The following is a 15,833-nucleotide window of genomic DNA, read 5'->3' on the forward strand; positions in this document are numbered from 1 at the left end:
ATGGCTCTCCGCCTGTCTTGTGCTGCCCGCGGCAGTACAAGCGAAAGAGAACTCTGCAGCGCGCACTGCCGCTCCGGTCCACAAGGTCGCAGCCCGGCATGTCACCGCCGCTTCAGCTCCCAAGACCGCCGCCCGGCACGCCTCCGCTGCTCCCGCGCCTAAGGCCGCCGCTCGCCGCGTCGCGAAGGTGGACCCTACCCAGGCAGCCTCCGCCGCCCGCGCCAAGCACGCCGCCCGCGCTACCAGCGCCCTGCACCGTAAGCAGGCCACCGCCCAGGCTGCCACCCGCAACGTCGGCGCCCAGGTCGCGACCCGCGCCATGGACCTGGTCGGTACCCCCTATCGCTACGGCGGGACCAATCCGCAGAACGGCCTGGATTGCAGCGGCCTGGTGAACTACGTCTATCGCGACGTACACAACGTCAAGCTGCCGCGTACCTCCCGTGAGCTGTCCCAGCTCAAGGGCCCCAAGGTCGCCCGTGGCGATCTCAAGGCCGGTGACCTGGTGTTCTTCAAGACCGGTCAGCGCAGCGGCATCGATCACGTCGCCATCTATCTGGGCAACGACCGTTTCGTCCATGCCCCGCGTAGCGGCGAAAGCGTTCGCGTCGATCACCTGAGCAAGCCCTACTGGACCAAGAGATTCGCCTCGGCCAAGCGCGTGCTGCAACAGCCCACTACCCTGGCGGCGGAAACCACGTCCGTCGCGGACAAGCCGCGTACCAAGCGTACCCGCAAGTCCTGATCCCTCCCCCCTCGCTTCGCCGGGCACTACCGCCCGGCGGAGTGTCGCTCCACTCGGCGCCGCCCGGCGCAAAGCCATTGAACGACGCTCCGCTTCCTGGATACTGTATGCAATCACAGTCCAGGAGATCTCGATGGAGCTCGCCGACAAGCTGATCATTCTCGCCGATGCCGCCAAGTACGACGTATCCTGCGCCAGCAGCGGTGCGCCCAAGCGCAGCTCGAAGGGCAAGGACGGCCTGGGCTCGACCGATGGCATGGGCATCTGCCACAGCTTCACCCCGGATGGGCGCTGCGTGGCGCTGCTCAAGGTGCTGCTGACCAATTTCTGCCAGTACGACTGCCAGTACTGCGTCAATCGCCGCAGCAGCAATGTGCCGCGGGCGCGCTTCACGCCCGAGGAAGTGGTGCAGCTGACCCTCGACTTCTACCGGCGCAACGTCATCAGCGGGCTGTTTCTCAGCTCCGGCATCATCCGCTCCTCCAACTACACCATGGAGCAGATGACCCGGGTGGCCCAGCTGCTGCGCGAACAGCACCAGTTCCGCGGCTATATCCACCTCAAGACCATTCCCGACGCCGATCCCGAGATCATCGCCCAGGCCGGTCTCTATGCCGATCGCCTGTCGGTGAACATCGAACTGCCCACCGAGAGCAGCCTGATCAAGCTGGCGCCGGAAAAGAACGGCAGCAGCATCCGCAAGACCATGGGCAACATTCGCCTGGGGCTGGAGGAAGCCGAGGCCGAAGCCAAGGCGCCGCGTTTCGCGCCAGCTGGCCAGAGCACCCAGATGATCGTGGGCGCCGATGCCACCGACGACCGCACCATCCTCGATACCGCCCAGACCCTGTATGGCGCCTATCGCCTCAAGCGCGTCTACTATTCGGCCTTCAGCCCTATCCCGGAAAGCCCGGGTACGGTGCCGCTGCAACCGCCGCCCCTGCTGCGCGAGCACCGGCTGTACCAGGCCGACTTCCTCATGCGCGGCTACGGCTTCCAGGCGGAAGAGCTGCCCACCGAAGATGGCCAGTTGCCGCTGGACGTGGATCCCAAGCTGGCCTGGGCGCTGCACAATCGTGCCATTTTTCCGCTGGATCTCAACCGCGCCGACCAGGCACTCATCGCCCGGGTGCCCGGCATCGGTGTGCTCTCGGCCAAGCGGCTGGTGGAGCTCAGGCGCGAGCGGCGCATCCGCTACGCCGACCTGATCCGCCTGAAATGCAGCGTCGAGAAGGCACGGCCCTTCATCATCACCCAGGACTACCGACCGCAGCCGCGCCTGGCGGAATCCCTCGACCTGCGCCGGCAACTCGCCGAACCGCCCGCCCAGCTCGCCCTGCTCTAGATGCAGAGAGTCGACTTCGACGGCACCTTCGCCGGCTGGCGCAAGGAGGCGCGCCGGTTGCTCCAGGCGGGTATCGCCCCGGCCCAGGTGAGCTGGCAGGAAAGTCGCGGCCTGGGCGATCTGTTCGACGAACCGGCCGAGGCCACGGCGCCGCCGCCCAGTGGCGCCATACGCATCCCGCCGCAACTGGCCGAAGCCCTGACCTATGCCGCCTGCTTTCGCAGCGACGATCGCTGGGCGCTGCTCTACCAGGTGCTCTGGCGGGTCGCCCGGGGCGAGCGTGCGGCGATGCTGGCCGGTGACGAAGACGGCAGCGAATTGCAGCGCCGGGTCAAGGCGATTCGCCGCGAGATCCACCATGTGCATGCCTTCCTGCGCTTTCGACCGCGTGCGGAGAGCGCGGGGCCGCCGGCCTGGGTGGCCTGGCACCAGCCGGCCCACGACGTCCTGGCCCTGGCGGCGCCGCATTTCTGCGACCGCATGGGCAACAGCAGCTGGCTGATCGCGACCCCCGAGGCCGCCGCGCTATGGGATGGCCAGGCGCTGCAACTGGTGGAGCCCTGCCCCGCCGAGCTGCAGCAACTGGCGCGGCAGACGCCGGAAGACGATGACCGCAACGCCGGCGACGAACTCTGGCGCGCCTACTACCGCAGCACCTTCAATCCGGCGCGGGCCAATCCGCGCACCTTGCGCGGCAACATGCCGGCGCGCTTCTGGAAGGATCTACCGGAAGGGCCGCTGATCCCGGCGCTGCTCAGCGAGGCACGGGCCGGCGCCCAGCGCCTGGCCCAGGCCGAAGCCGTGGGCCGCCAGGGCGGTCGCGAGGTGCTGATCGCCGCCGAGCGCGCCCAGCCGGAACGCCCGCTGCCCACCACCCTCGACGAGTGCCGCCGCTGCGAGTTGTGGGAAAAGGCTACCCAGCCGGTGGCCGGCGAAGGCCCGCGCACCGCCCGCATCCTGCTCTTGGGCGAGCAGCCCGGCGATCAGGAAGACCTGGCGGGTCGCCCCTTCGTCGGCCCGGCCGGGCAGGTGCTGATGGCGGCGCTGGCCGAGGCCGGCCTTGCGCGCGACGAGGTGTTCCTGACCAATGCGGTCAAGCACTTCAAATGGATTCCCCAGGGCAGGCGGCGCAAGCACGTCACCCCGGGACCGGAGATCGCGCCCTGCCGCTACTGGCTAGAGCAGGAACTGCGCGACATCCAGCCGACCGTGGTGGTGGCCCTGGGCTCGACCGCCCTGGAAGCCTTGCTCAAACGCAAGCCACGGGGCCTGGCGCAATTCATGGGCCGACCACTGCGGCTGGACGAGCGCTGGATCATTGCCACCTATCACCCCTCTTACATCCTGCGCACCCCGGACGCCGAGCAGCAGGAGCAGGCACGCCAGGCGCTGGTCGCCGCTCTGCGCGAGGCCAGGACCCTGGCCGCCGAGAACGAAGACGAAGGCTAGCGGAAGCGCTTGGGCGGATCGTCGCCCATGTCCACCGAGAGGTTGCGGGTGAGCTGATTGAGGTGATCGGCGTCCGTTTCCGACCCCAGCTTGATCATCAGCCGCAGGTCGTTGGCGGAATCGGCGTGGGCCAAGGCCGCTTCGTAGCTGATCTCGCCGTCGCGATAGAGACCATAGAGCGACTGGTCGAAGGTCTGCATGCCCAGTTCGCCGGACTTCTTCATCAGCGCCTTGAGTTCGTGCACCTCGCCCTTGCGGATCAGGTCGGCGGCCAGCGGGGTGTTGAGCAGCACCTCGATCACGGCACGACGGCCCTGGCCATCGGTGGTGGGCACCAGTTGCTGGGCGACGATGCCCTTGAGATTGAGCGACAGGTCCATCCAGGTCTGGCTGTGCCGATCGGCCGGGAAGAAATGGATGATGCGATCCAGCGCCTGGTTGGCGTTGTTGGCGTGCAGGGTGGCCAGGCACAGGTGACCGGTCTCGGCGAAGGCCAGGGCGTGCTCCATGGTGTCCCGGCTGCGGATCTCGCCGATCATGATGACGTCCGGCGCCTGGCGCAGGGTGTTCTTCAGGGCCACCTCGAAGGATTCGGTGTCGATGCCCACCTCGCGCTGGGTGACGATGCACCCCTGGTGCTGGTGGATGTACTCGATGGGATCCTCGATGGAGATGATGTGCCCCGCCGAGTTCCTGTTGCGATGGCCGATCATGGCCGCCAGCGAGGTGGACTTGCCGGTGCCGGTGGCGCCGACGAAGATCACCAGCCCGCGCTTGGTCATGGCCAGCTTCTTGATGATCTCCGGCAGGCGCAGCTGCTCGACCGTGGGAATGTTGACCTCGATGCGGCGCAGCACCATGCCCACCAGGTTGCGCTGGTAGAAGGCGCTGACCCGGAAGCGACCGATGCCGCGGGCGCTGATGGCGAAGTTGCACTCGCGCTTCTGCTGGAATTCCTGCCGCTGCTCGTCGTTCATCACCCCCAGCACGATGGCTCGGCACTGATCCGGCGTGAGCGAATCCTTGGTGACCGGCGTCATGCGCCCGTTGATCTTCATCGAAGGGGGCACGCCGGTGGTGATGAAGAGGTCGGACGCCCCCTTGTCCACCATCAGCTGCAGGAACCTGTCGAAATCCATCAGAAGTTCTCCGGCGTCTTGGCCTTCTCGCGGGCCGCGTCGCGGCTGATCAGCCCCTTGGCCAGCAGCGCCTTGAGGCACATGTCCAGGGTCTGCATGCCCAGGCCGCCACCGGTCTGGATCGAGGAATACATCTGCGCCACCTTGTCCTCGCGGATCAGGTTACGGATGGCCGGGGTACCGATCATGATTTCGTGGGCCGCCACCCGGCCGCCACCGACCTTCTTGAGCAGGGTCTGGGAGACCACCGCCTGCAGGGATTCGGACAGCATGGAACGCACCATGGACTTCTCTTCCGCCGGAAAGACGTCCACCACCCGATCGATGGTCTTGGCCGCCGAGGTGGTGTGCAGGGTGCCGAACACCAGGTGCCCGGTCTCGGCCGCGGTCAGCGCCAGGCGGATGGTCTCCAGGTCGCGCAGCTCGCCGACCAGGATGATGTCCGGGTCCTCGCGCAGCGCCGAGCGCAGGGCCTCGGAGAAGCCCAGGGTGTCGCGGTGCACCTCGCGCTGGTTGACCAGGCACTTCTTGGATTCGTGGACGAATTCGATGGGGTCCTCGATGGTGAGGATGTGGTGGTACTTGGTGTTGTTGAGGTAGTCGAGCATGGCCGCCAGGGTGGTGGACTTGCCCGAACCGGTCGGCCCGGTCACCAGCACCAGGCCGCGCGGAACGTCGGTGATCTTCTTGAACACCTCGCCCATGCCCAGCTCTTCCATGCTCAGCACCTTGGAAGGGATGGTCCGGAACACCGCGCCGGCGCCGCGATTCTGGTTGAAGGCGTTGACCCGGAAGCGCGCCACGCCCGGCACCTCGAAGGAGAAGTCGGTCTCCAGGAATTCCTCGAAGTCCTTGCGCTGCTTGTCGTTCATGATGTCGTAGATCAGCGCGTGCACCTGCTTGTGCTCGAAGGCCGGCAGGTTGATGCGGCGCACGTCGCCGTCGACGCGGATCATCGGCGGCAGGCCGGCGGACAGGTGCAGGTCGGAGGCGCCTTGCCGCGCGGAAAAGGCCAGCAATTCGGTGATATCCATGGGACTCCCAGATGTCGAGCAAGCAGGTAGAATGCCGCGCAGCACTGGCGGTCTGACCTGGTCACCGCCACTCACTCATCCGGTACGCCGAGGCCTGCCGGATGCGCCGACGCAAGCAGGGGCTGAATGTCCACGATAGCCGAGAATAGCGCAACCGTACTCGAACGCATCGCCGCCGCCAGCCGGACGGCAGGCCGCGATCCCGCGACTGTCGGCCTCCTGGCGGTGAGCAAGACCAAGCCCGCCGCCGCCTTGCGCGAGGCCGCCGTCGCCGGGCTGCGCGACTTTGGCGAGAACTACCTGCAGGAGGCGCTGGACAAGCAGCCGGCGCTGGCCGACCTGCCCCTGGTGTGGCATTTCATCGGCCCCATCCAGTCCAACAAGACCCGCGCCATCGCCAGCCATTTCGACTGGGTGCATTCGGTAGATCGCCTGAAGATCGCCCAGCGCCTGGCCGAGCAGCGCCCGCCCGAGCGCGGCCCGCTGAACATCTGCCTGCAGGTCAACGTCAGTGGCGAAGCCAGCAAGTCCGGCTGCCACCCCGATGAACTGCCGGCCCTGGCCGCCGCGGTCAGCGGGTTGCCCAACCTGCGCCTGCGTGGCCTGATGGCCATCCCCGAAGCCACCGACGACCCGGCCAGCCAGCGCGCGGCCTTCGCCCGGCTACGAAAGCTCAGCGAAACGCTGAACCTGAACCTGGACACCCTGTCCATGGGCATGAGCCAGGATCTGGAAGCCGCCATCGCCGAGGGCGCCACCTGGGTCCGCGTCGGTACCGCTCTCTTCGGCGCCCGCGACTATGGCGCCGCCGCCTCTTCAACCTAGGAAGTCTCGATGAACGATACCCGCATCGCCTTCATCGGTGCCGGCAACATGGCCGGTGCCATCATCGGCGGGCTGCTCGCCCAGGGCGTGCCGGCCCGGCAGCTCAGCGCCAGCAATCGCAACCCGGCCAAGCGCGAGGCGCTGGCCCGGGAGCACGGCATCCGCGTCGAGGCCAGCAACAGCGCCGTGCTCGCCGACGCCGACGTGGTGGTCCTGGGGGTGAAGCCCCAGGTGATGGGCGAGGTCTGCCAGGAGCTGGCTCCCCATCTGCGCCCGGACCAGCTGATCGTCTCGGTCGCCGCCGGCATCACCTGCGCCAGCCTGACACGCTGGCTGGGCCAGCGCGCGCTGGTGCGCTGCATGCCCAACGTGCCTTCGCAGCTGCGCCTGGGTGCCAGCGGCCTGTTCGCCAACGACCAGGTCACCGCCGAACAGCGCGCCCGCGCCCAGGAGATCCTCGCCGCGGTCGGTCTGGCCCTCTGGGTCGAGGAAGAACAGCAGCTGGACGCGGTCACCGCCGTCTCCGGCAGTGGCCCGGCTTATTTCTTCCTGCTGATGGAAGCCATGACTCAGGCCGGCACCAAGCTCGGCCTGCCGGCCGCGGTGGCCGAACAGCTGACCCTGCACACCGCCCGCGGCGCCGCCGCCATGGCCTGTCAGGGCGACCGCAGCCCCGAACAATTGCGTCGTTCGGTGATGTCCCCCAAGGGCACCACCGAACGCGCCATCGAAACCTTCCAAGCCGGGGCCTTCGCGGACCTGGTGGAAGAAGCCCTCACCGCCGCGGCCGACCGGGCTGCGGAACTGGCCCAGTTGCCGGATCGATAAGGAGTATCCATGTCCGCTTTCGCGCAAGCCCTCGTCTACGTCATCCAGACCCTCGGCAGTCTCTATCTGCTGATCATCCTGCTGCGCTTCATCCTGCAGCTGGTGCGGGCCGACTTCTACAATCCGCTGTCGCAATTCACCGTGCGCGCCACCCAGCCGCTACTCAAGCCCGTGCGGCGCATCATTCCTGGTTTCGGCGGCGTCGATCTGGCGGCCCTGGTACTGGCGATCCTGGTCCAGCTGGCGCTGATGATGGTCGTGGTGGTGCTGCTCGGCGCCAGCATCGGCGGTCTGTTCCCCGCCTTGCTGATCTGGGCCCTGCTGGGCGTGGCTTCGCTGTTCCTCAAGGTGTTCTTCTTCGCCCTGATCGTCAGCGTCATCCTCTCCTGGGTCGCGCCCCAGACCCACAACCCCGCCGCCGAGCTGGTCAATCAGATCTGCGAGCCGCTGCTGGCCCCCTTCCGCCGCATCCTGCCGAATCTGGGTGGCCTGGATCTGTCGCCGATCTTCGCCTTCATCGTGATCAATCTGCTGGATCGCTTCGTCATCGGCCAGCTGGCCGCCGCCACCGGCATGCCGCAGATTCTCGCCCCCTTCCTCTGACGCACCACTCGCGCACCCGCCACGACCGCCCGCCGCGTCGTGGCGGAGGCGGCATTGACGTCCTCTGGACGCTGGGGCACCGTCCAGCCTTTGCTGTCCAGGTCAAGGAAGTCCCCTATGGAACGCCTGTTCCGCCACGTCGATGCCTATGCCACGTGGAAAGCCGAACTCGACACCCAATTGGGCCGCTACCGCGACTGGTTGCAGCGTAACCGCCTGGCCTCCCCGGCCCTGGACGCCGCCCTGGCCAGCTGCCAGAGCGAATTGCAGGCCGACGGCATCACCCTGGCCTTCGCCGGCGAGTTCTCCCGCGGCAAGACCGAGCTGATCAACGCCCTTTTCTTCGCCGACTACGGCCAGCGCATGCTGCCGTCCCAGGCCGGGCGCACCACCATGTGCCCCACCGAGATCTTCCATGACGCCGGGGCCGACGGGCCCTATCTGCAGCTGCTGCCCATCGACAGCCGCCTGGACGAACGCAGCCTGGCCGCCTGGCGCAAGACGCCCGAGGCCTGGCAGCGCTTCGCCCTGGACGACCGCCACCCGGACGCCATGGCCGCCCTGCTGGCCAAGGTCACCGAGACCCGCGAGGTGGAAACCGCCGCTGCCGTGCAACTGGGCTTCGACCCCGAGCAGTTGGAACAGCTCGACAGCGCCGGTCTGGTCAGCATCCCGGCCTGGCGCCACGCGCTGATCAGCATCGACCACCCGCTGCTGCGCCAGGGCCTGCGCATCCTCGACACCCCCGGTCTCAACGCCCTGGGCGCCGAACCCGAACTGACCCTGTCGCTGCTGCCCCACGCCCAGGCCGTGCTCTTTCTCATCGGTGCCGACACCGGCGTGACCGCTTCGGACCTGGCGCTCTGGGAGCAGTGCGTCAAGCCCTCCCTGGGCGATGCCCCGGAGCGGCTGTTCGCGGTGATGAACAAGATCGACAGCCTCTGGGACGACCTCGGCGGGGTCGCCCATGTCGCCCAGTCGCTGGAAAACGTCCGCCAGGCCAGCGCCCGGCAACTGGCGCTGCCGGCCGAGCACATCCTGCCGCTGTCGGCCAAGCAGGCGCTGCTGGGCAAGGTCCGCGGCGATCTGGAATTACTCGCGCGCAGCCAGCTCGACAGCCTCGAACAGCTGCTCGCCGAACGCATCGTCGGCGCCCGCGAGCGTCTGTTGCAGCAGCGCATCGTGCAGCAGGCCAGTGGTCTGCTGGGCGCCAGCCGTACCCTCATCGAGCAGCGCCTGGAAGCCATTCGCGCCCAGTACGCGCAACTGGCCGACGAGGAATTGCCCGGCGCCGGCCTGGAATTGCAGACCGCTCGCACGCGCCAGGAATACGACCAGTATCACCGTCGCCTGCTGGACCTACGCACCACCCAGAACATGCTGGCCGGGCAGCGCAAGCTGCTGACCGACCTGGTCGCGTCGGAGCGCCTGGACGCCCATCTGGACACCGCCCGCCGGGAATTCCGCAGCAGCCTGACCACCGTCGGCATCAACCAGTCCATCGCCCGTTTCTTTCGCGTGGTCGAGCATGACCTGCTGGCCCTGGACAACGAGGCGGACCGGGCCAACAAGGTGCTCGGCGCGGTCTACCAGCGGCACAATGTCGAGAATCCGCTGCATCCCCTGGAAGCGCCGCGACTGCGCATCCGCCCCTATGTCCGCGAGCTGCGCCAGCTGCAACTCAAGACCGAGGAGGTGCAGCGCCAGGTCAAGACCCTGCTCACCGAGCAGAGCGCCCTGGCCCGCCGCTTCTTCGCCACCGTGGCCCAGGAGGTCCAGGTGCTGCAGGAAGGCGCCCATGCCCAGGTGCTGCGCTGGAACGACGGCGCCCTGACCCCGCTGGTGCAGCACACCCGCGAGCAGAAGCAGCTGCTGGAAACCAGCATGCTGGCACTCAAGCAGCTCACCCAGCAGAACCTCAACAGCCAGGAGCAGGTGCGCCGGCTACAGGTGCACGAGGACGTCCTGCACGGGCAGCTCAGCGAGGTCAGCGACATGCTCAAGCAGATCAGCCGGCCGGCGCCCTCCCAGCGCCACGACAACGTGGTCGCGCTGCCGCTGGCGCGGGTCGGCTAGCGTCATCCGCTACCGTGACGCGGCCCTTGACCGCCGCGCCACGCCTGCCCTTGCCGCTCCCGGCGGTGCTCTTTAGACTGGCGAGCCCCGCCCCGGACGAGCCGTCAATGCCCAGCGTCATTCCCGAAGATTCCGTCGGCCTGGTCACCCCCGAGCTGCTGCATTTCAGCGAGCCGCTGGCCCTGGCCTGTGGTCGCACCCTGCCGGCCTATGACCTGATGGTCGAGACCTATGGCGAACTCAACGCCAGTCGCAGCAACGCCGTGCTGATCTGCCACGCGCTCTCCGGCCATCACCACGCGGCCGGCTATCACAGCCTGGACGACCGCAAGCCCGGCTGGTGGGACAGCTGCATCGGCCCCGGCAAGCCCATCGACACCCGCAAGTTCTTCGTGGTCGCCCTCAACAATCTGGGCGGCTGCAACGGCTCCACCGGCCCCAGCAGTCCGAACCCCGAGACCGGTCGGGCCTATGGCGCCGACTTCCCGGTGCTGACCGTGGAAGACTGGGTCAACAGCCAGGCACGCCTGGCCGATCGCCTGGGTATCGGGCAGTGGGCGGCGGTGATCGGCGGCAGCCTGGGCGGCATGCAGGCGTTGCAGTGGACCATCAGCTATCCCGAGCGCATCCGCCACTGCCTGGCCATCGCCTCGGCGCCCAAGCTGTCGGCGGAAAACATCGCCTTCAACGAGGTAGCGCGCCAGGCCATCCTCTCGGATCCGGACTTCCACGCCGGACACTTCCAGGAAAAGGGTGTGATCCCCAAGCGCGGCCTGATGCTGGCGCGCATGGTCGGCCACATCACCTACCTGTCCGACGAGGCCATGGGCGAAAAATTCGGTCGCGAACTCAAGACCGACCAGCTCAACTACGACTTCCACAGCGTCGAATTCCAGGTCGAGAGCTACCTGCGCTATCAGGGTGAGGAATTCTCCGGCCGTTTCGACGCCAACACCTACCTGCTGATGACCAAGGCGCTGGACTACTTCGATCCGGCTCATGCCCATGGCGGCGACCTGGCCAAGACCCTGGCCGCGGTGCAGGCGCGCTTCCTGATCGTCTCCTTCACCACCGACTGGCGCTTCTCGCCGGCGCGCTCCAAGGAGATCGTCAACGCCCTGATGGCCGCGCGCAAGGACGTCAGCTACCTGGAGGTCGACGCGCCCCAGGGCCATGACGCCTTCCTCATTCCCATCCCGCGCTATCTGCAGGCCTTCTCCCACTACATGACCCGCATCGAGGTATAGCTGCCGTGCGCGCCGATCTGGACATCATTCAGGAATGGATCCCCGCCGGCAGCCGGGTCCTCGACCTCGGTTGCGGCACCGGCGAACTGCTCGCCTGGCTGCGCGATCACAAGCAGGTCACCGGCTACGGCCTGGAGATCGACCCGGACAAGATCGCCGAATGCCTGCTCAAGGACGTCAACGTCATCGAGCAGGATCTCGACGGCGGCCTGGCCAACTTCGCCAGCGACAGCTTCGACGTGGTGGTCATGACCCAGTCGCTGCAGGCTATGCAGTACCCGGACCGCATTCTCCAGGAGATGCTCAGGGTCGGTCGCCAGTGCATCATCACCTTTCCCAACTTCGGTCACTGGCGCTGCCGGCTGTACCTGGGCGGCAAGGGGCGGATGCCGGTCTCGGACTTCCTGCCCTACACCTGGTACAACACGCCGAACATCCACTTCTGCACCTTCGAGGACTTCGAGCGCCTCTGCCGCGAACAGCGCGCCCAGGTGCTGGATCGTCTTGCCGTGGATCGCCTGCACCGCCATGGCTGGGCCAGCAAGTTGTGGCCCAACCTGCTCGGCGAGATCGGCATCTATCGGGTCAGCGCGCCGCATCTGCACGACCTGCGCGTCGCCATATGACGTAAGGCCTGGGCGGCGCGGCCAGCCCGGGCCTGGCTTCGCGTACAATACGCCGCCCTTCCCAATGCGACACGGTGCCCCTCATGTCCGACCTAACCGAACTGGTGCTGGCCAGCCACAACGCCGGCAAGCTCAAGGAACTCCAGGCCATGCTCGGCGACCGGGTGCGGGTGCGCTCGGTGGGTGAATTCAGCCAGGTGGAACCCGAGGAAACCGGGCTGTCCTTTGTCGAAAACGCCATCCTCAAGGCACGCAACGCGGCGCGGCTGTCCGGTCTGCCGGCCCTGGCCGACGATTCGGGCCTGGCGGTGGACGCCCTCGGCGGCGCCCCCGGCATCTATTCCGCGCGCTACGCCGACGGCCAGGGCGATGCCGCCAACAACGCCAAGCTGCTCGAGGCCTTGAAAGCGGTGCCCGACGCCGAGCGCACCGGCCAATTCGTCTGCGTGCTGGCGCTGGTGCGTCACGCCGACGATCCGCTGCCGATCCTCTGCGAAGGCCTCTGGCCCGGGCGCATCCTGCATGCCGCCCAGGGCGAGCATGGCTTCGGCTACGATCCGCTGTTCCAGCCCGATGGCGAAGCGGTCTCCGCAGCCGAACTAGCGCCGGCGGAAAAGAACCAGCGCAGCCATCGCGCCCGCGCCATGGCCCAGCTCAAGCAACGGCTCGGCCTGTGACCCAGGTGTTCGCCCTGCCGCCACTGGCGCTCTACGTCCACATCCCCTGGTGCGTGCGCAAGTGCCCCTATTGCGACTTCAACTCCCATGCGGCCGGTCCGACGCTACCGGAAACGGAGTACGTCGATGCCTTGCTGGCGGATCTGGACCAGGACCTGATCCACGTCCATGGCCGCCCGCTGACCTCGATCTTCTTTGGCGGCGGCACGCCCAGTCTGTTTTCCGCCGAGGCCCTGGGGCGTCTGCTGGACGGCGTGGCCCGGCGCCTGAGCTTCGCGCCGGACATCGAGATCACCCTGGAAGCCAACCCCGGCACCTTCGAGCAGGCCAAGTTCGTCGCCTATCGCGGTCTGGGCATCAATCGGCTGTCGATCGGTATCCAGAGTTTCCAGGATGCCAAGCTCAAGGCCCTGGGGCGTATCCACGGCCGCGAGGAAGCCATCCGCGCCGCCGACCGGGCGCGCGCCGCCGGTTTCGACAACTTCAACCTGGACCTCATGCACGGCCTGCCCGAGCAGAGCGTGGCCGATGCCCTCGGTGATCTGGAGCAGGCCATCGCCCTGGCGCCCACGCACCTGTCCTGGTACCAGCTGACCATGGAGCCCAACACGGTGTTCTGGAGCCAGCCGCCGGAGCTGCCCGAAGACGACACCCTCTGGGACATCCAGGAAGCCGGCCAGGCGCGGCTGGCGGCCGCCGGCTACGGGCAGTACGAGACCTCCGCCTATGCCCAGCCCCGGCGCCAGGCGCGGCACAATCTCAACTACTGGGGCTTCGGCGACTTCCTCGGCATCGGCGCCGGCGCCCACGCCAAGCTCAGCGCTCCGGACGGTACCCTGCTGCGCACCTGGAAGACCCGCCTGCCCAAGGACTACCTGGATCCGGCCAAGGCCTTCCAGGCCGGCGCGAAAGCTCTGGAGCCGGCCGATCTGCCCTTCGATTTCATGATGAACGCCCTGCGCCTGGTCGACGGGGTGCCCGCCGCCTGGTATCCGCAGCGGACCGGTCAGTCGCTGGACAGCCTGGCGCCGGCGCTGGCCGCGGCGCGCCGCGCCGGCCTTTTGGCCGAGGACGAGGAGCGCCTGCGCCCCACCGCCCGCGGCCAGCTGTTCCTGAACGACCTCTTGCAATTCTTTCTGCCTGACTGACGAGGAGCTCTGCCTTGGATTTCGTACTCGACCATATCGCCGACCTCTCCCGCTGGAGTCGCAGCCACCTGGACGAGGTGGCCCTGGCGGTCACCGCCACCCTGCTGGTGCTGTTCGGCAGCCAGGTCAACGCCTTCATCCAGGCGCGCCTGGGCAGCCTGCCGACCGCCGTCCGGGTCCCGGCCTTCGCCCTGGCCTGCCTGGCCATCTATGGCGCCGCCATGACCTTCCTGACCCCCTGGGTGGTCAAGGGCCTGGCGCAGTTCAACAACTATGCCCTGGCCCCGGTGCTGCTGATCGGCGTCTGCCTGCTGGGCGTGCTGGCCGAGCGGCGCGGCTAGCGGTCGGCGGCGCGAATAGCGTCCAGCAGGCACTCCAGGGATTGCGGGCGCCCCAGCAGGAAGCCCTGGAAGGTGTCCACGCCCAGGTCCTTGAGCAATTCGAACTGGGCCTGGGTTTCCACCCCTTCGGCGACGATCTGCATGTCCAGTGCGCGGCACAGGCTGACGATGCCGGCCAGCAGCTGCCGGGATCTGTCGTCGGCGTCCACCGCCAGCAGAAAGCTGCGGTCGATCTTGATGGTGTCGAAGGGCAAGCGGTGCAGATAGCCCAGCGACGAATAGCCGGTGCCGAAGTCATCCATCGCCACCCGAAAGCCCTGCTCGCGCAAGGCGGCCAGGCGCCGCTCCGGCGTGCCCTTCTGCAGGAAGACCGACTCGGTCACCTCCAGCTCCAGTGCCCTGGGCACGATACCGAATTCGGCGCAGGCCGCCGCCAGGACCTCGGCCAGTTCATCATCGGCCACCTGCAGCGGCGAGATGTTGACCGCCACCGGGATCTGCAGGCCGGCGTCCTGCAGGGCGCGGGCGCAACCGGCCGCGCGGCGGATGGCCAGGCGCCCGAGGGCCGAGGCCATGCCGTTCTGCTCGGCCAGGGCGACGAAGACATTGGGCGGCACGGCCCCGACGCCCGGGCAATTCCAGCGCGCCAGCAACTCGGCGCTGATCATGCGTTGGCGGGCATCGAACTTGGGCTGCAGCACGAAGGTGATGAGCTCCGCCTCGATGGCGCCATGCAGATGAGCCAACAGGGTCACCTTGCTGCGCGCCTCGCTGGTCAACTGCGGATCGTAGCAGCGCACCCGGCTCTTGCCGGCCGCCTTGGCTGCGTACATGGCGGCATCGGCATTGCGCAGCAGGGTTTCCACATCCAGCCCTTCTTCGGGGGCCAGACTCAGGCCGATGCTGGCCGATACGCGGATATCGTGGCCGGCGATGCACTGCTGCCGACCCACCGCCTGCACCAGTTGCTCGGCCACCTGGCGGGCCTGCTCGCGATCGCTCACGTCCAGCAAGGCGACGAATTCATCGCCGCCCCAGCGTGCCAGCACCTCGTCGGCGCCCAGCACCTGGCGCAACTCCCGCACCAGGGCGCAGAGCAGCTCGTCACCGGCGGCATGGCCCAGGGAGTCGTTGACCTCCTTGAAGCCATCGACATCGATGAACAGCACCGCGAGGTTGCCGGTCTCCTCCAGGTTCTGCAGGCGCGTCTCGAAATCCTGGTAGAAGGAGGTCCGGTTGGGCAGCTGGGTCAGGGCATCGCTCAGGGCCATGCGCTCCAGGGCCTGCTCGGCGCGCTTGCGCTCGGTGATGTCCCTCAGGCTGGCGACCACATAGCCTTCGCGATCCGCCTCGCCGGCAAAGCGACTCAGGCTGATCTCCACCGGCGTGACGCGCTTGGCGGAGACGTGGAACTGGGCTTCGCACAGGGCATAGCCGTCGCGCTCGAACGTGCGGATGGCCGTCTCGGGCAACTTGATGTAGTGGGACAGGTACTGACCGCTGACACTGCGCTCCGCACTGAGCATCAGGGCGCGCAGGGCATCATTGGCTTCGATGATCTGACCGCTCTCGGTCAGCACGGCCATGGCGTCGCGACAGAGGGCGAAGGCCGAGGCGATGAGGTGCAACGAGCGTTCGGTACGCTGCCGGGCGCTGCGTTCGACTTCGAGCCAGCGCCGTACGGCGTGCAACTCGGCCGCTGGCGAGTCGGGGCGTACCAGGTCCGTCATCGGATCCGCTCTGCACGAAG

At 67.6% G+C, this 15,833-nt stretch carries 15 protein-coding genes; 12 read left to right on the plus strand and 3 right to left on the minus strand.

The window, feature by feature from the left end:
- Positions 1 to 187 precede the first annotated feature (187 nt).
- From BMZ43_RS13055 to BMZ43_RS13065, 3 genes are all read left to right on the plus strand, one after another.
- Positions 188 to 745, plus strand: a complete 558-nt coding sequence (locus BMZ43_RS13055) for a C40 family peptidase (protein WP_017640983.1) — start codon at positions 188 to 190, stop codon at positions 743 to 745.
- A 133-nt stretch (positions 746 to 878) separates the two neighbouring features.
- Positions 879 to 2,090: a putative DNA modification/repair radical SAM protein gene (locus BMZ43_RS13060; protein WP_017640984.1), complete on the plus strand. Its 1,212-nt coding sequence runs from the start codon at positions 879 to 881 to the stop codon at positions 2,088 to 2,090.
- Positions 2,091 to 3,539 (plus strand): UdgX family uracil-DNA binding protein, encoded by a 1,449-nt coding sequence (locus BMZ43_RS13065; protein ID WP_093254169.1) that lies wholly within the window; start codon positions 2,091 to 2,093, stop codon positions 3,537 to 3,539.
- Here the strand turns inward: BMZ43_RS13065 and BMZ43_RS13070 are convergent.
- Positions 3,536 to 4,678 carry a PilT/PilU family type 4a pilus ATPase gene (locus BMZ43_RS13070; protein WP_017640986.1) on the minus strand — a complete coding sequence of 381 codons (1,143 nt, stop codon included), beginning with the start codon at positions 4,676 to 4,678 and terminating at the stop codon, positions 3,536 to 3,538. The two genes, BMZ43_RS13065 and BMZ43_RS13070, sit on opposite strands and share 4 nt — an antisense overlap.
- Positions 4,678 to 5,712, minus strand: coding sequence for a type IV pilus twitching motility protein PilT (gene pilT / locus BMZ43_RS13075; RefSeq protein WP_007161666.1), 1,035 nt, complete (start codon positions 5,710 to 5,712; stop codon positions 4,678 to 4,680). The genes BMZ43_RS13070 and pilT overlap by 1 nt, the downstream gene beginning before the upstream one ends.
- A gap of 126 nt (positions 5,713 to 5,838) precedes the next feature.
- Here pilT and BMZ43_RS13080 point away from each other — a divergent pair, with 126 nt between their 5' ends.
- The 9 genes from BMZ43_RS13080 to BMZ43_RS13120 all read left to right on the plus strand — a co-directional run bounded on the left by BMZ43_RS13080 (position 5,839) and on the right by BMZ43_RS13120 (position 14,083).
- Entirely contained in the window at positions 5,839 to 6,537 is a 699-nt protein-coding gene (locus BMZ43_RS13080; RefSeq protein WP_064309243.1) for a YggS family pyridoxal phosphate-dependent enzyme, read from the plus strand.
- Between the two features lie 9 nt (positions 6,538 to 6,546).
- Entirely contained in the window at positions 6,547 to 7,365 is an 819-nt protein-coding gene (gene proC, locus BMZ43_RS13085; RefSeq protein WP_017640988.1) for a pyrroline-5-carboxylate reductase, read from the plus strand.
- 9 nt (positions 7,366 to 7,374) lie between these two features.
- Positions 7,375 to 7,968 carry a YggT family protein gene (locus BMZ43_RS13090; RefSeq protein ID WP_064309244.1) on the plus strand — a complete coding sequence of 198 codons (594 nt, stop codon included), beginning with the start codon at positions 7,375 to 7,377 and terminating at the stop codon, positions 7,966 to 7,968.
- 117 nt (positions 7,969 to 8,085) lie between these two features.
- Entirely contained in the window at positions 8,086 to 10,044 is a 1,959-nt protein-coding gene (locus BMZ43_RS13095) for a dynamin family protein (RefSeq protein WP_093254171.1), read from the plus strand.
- A 107-nt stretch (positions 10,045 to 10,151) separates the two neighbouring features.
- Positions 10,152 to 11,291, plus strand: a complete 1,140-nt coding sequence (locus BMZ43_RS13100) for a homoserine O-succinyltransferase MetX (RefSeq protein ID WP_093254173.1) — start codon at positions 10,152 to 10,154, stop codon at positions 11,289 to 11,291.
- Between the two features lie 5 nt (positions 11,292 to 11,296).
- Positions 11,297 to 11,917 (plus strand): methionine biosynthesis protein MetW, encoded by a 621-nt coding sequence (metW, locus tag BMZ43_RS13105; protein ID WP_017640992.1) that lies wholly within the window; start codon positions 11,297 to 11,299, stop codon positions 11,915 to 11,917.
- Between the two features lie 83 nt (positions 11,918 to 12,000).
- Positions 12,001 to 12,594, plus strand: coding sequence for an RdgB/HAM1 family non-canonical purine NTP pyrophosphatase (gene rdgB / locus BMZ43_RS13110; protein ID WP_027598888.1), 594 nt, complete (start codon positions 12,001 to 12,003; stop codon positions 12,592 to 12,594).
- A complete protein-coding gene (gene hemW / locus BMZ43_RS13115) occupies positions 12,591 to 13,742 on the plus strand; it encodes a radical SAM family heme chaperone HemW (protein ID WP_068384904.1) in 1,152 nt (383 codons plus the stop codon). The genes rdgB and hemW overlap by 4 nt, the downstream gene beginning before the upstream one ends.
- A gap of 14 nt (positions 13,743 to 13,756) precedes the next feature.
- Positions 13,757 to 14,083 (plus strand): DUF3392 family protein, encoded by a 327-nt coding sequence (locus BMZ43_RS13120; RefSeq protein ID WP_007161657.1) that lies wholly within the window; start codon positions 13,757 to 13,759, stop codon positions 14,081 to 14,083.
- On the opposite strand, the gene BMZ43_RS13125 is transcribed toward BMZ43_RS13120, so the two are convergent.
- Positions 14,080 to 15,813 (minus strand): putative bifunctional diguanylate cyclase/phosphodiesterase, encoded by a 1,734-nt coding sequence (locus BMZ43_RS13125; protein ID WP_093254177.1) that lies wholly within the window; start codon positions 15,811 to 15,813, stop codon positions 14,080 to 14,082. The two genes, BMZ43_RS13120 and BMZ43_RS13125, sit on opposite strands and share 4 nt — an antisense overlap.
- Positions 15,814 to 15,833 lie beyond the last annotated feature (20 nt).

Origin of the sequence: Pseudomonas sp. Snoq117.2 (assembly GCF_900110545.1) — a bacterium.
In the GTDB taxonomy this organism is placed as follows: Bacteria; Pseudomonadota; Gammaproteobacteria; order Pseudomonadales; family Pseudomonadaceae; genus Chryseomonas; species Chryseomonas benzopyrenica.

What these genes read in the sequence shown, in the direction of transcription:
- BMZ43_RS13060 (WP_017640984.1), top strand. Translation starts at nt 879, where the DNA reads ATGGAGCTCGCCGACAAGCTGATCATTCTCGCCGATGCCGCCAAGTAC.
- BMZ43_RS13065 (WP_093254169.1), top strand. Translation starts at nt 2,091, where the DNA reads ATGCAGAGAGTCGACTTCGACGGCACCTTCGCCGGCTGGCGCAAGGAG.
- BMZ43_RS13070 (WP_017640986.1), bottom strand. Translation starts at nt 4,678, where the DNA reads ATGGATTTCGACAGGTTCCTGCAGCTGATGGTGGACAAGGGGGCGTCC.
- pilT (WP_007161666.1), bottom strand. Translation starts at nt 5,712, where the DNA reads ATGGATATCACCGAATTGCTGGCCTTTTCCGCGCGGCAAGGCGCCTCC.
- BMZ43_RS13080 (WP_064309243.1), top strand. Translation starts at nt 5,839, where the DNA reads ATGTCCACGATAGCCGAGAATAGCGCAACCGTACTCGAACGCATCGCC.
- proC (WP_017640988.1), top strand. Translation starts at nt 6,547, where the DNA reads ATGAACGATACCCGCATCGCCTTCATCGGTGCCGGCAACATGGCCGGT.
- BMZ43_RS13090 (WP_064309244.1), top strand. Translation starts at nt 7,375, where the DNA reads ATGTCCGCTTTCGCGCAAGCCCTCGTCTACGTCATCCAGACCCTCGGC.
- BMZ43_RS13095 (WP_093254171.1), top strand. Translation starts at nt 8,086, where the DNA reads ATGGAACGCCTGTTCCGCCACGTCGATGCCTATGCCACGTGGAAAGCC.
- BMZ43_RS13100 (WP_093254173.1), top strand. Translation starts at nt 10,152, where the DNA reads ATGCCCAGCGTCATTCCCGAAGATTCCGTCGGCCTGGTCACCCCCGAG.
- rdgB (WP_027598888.1), top strand. Translation starts at nt 12,001, where the DNA reads ATGTCCGACCTAACCGAACTGGTGCTGGCCAGCCACAACGCCGGCAAG.
- BMZ43_RS13125 (WP_093254177.1), bottom strand. Translation starts at nt 15,813, where the DNA reads ATGACGGACCTGGTACGCCCCGACTCGCCAGCGGCCGAGTTGCACGCC.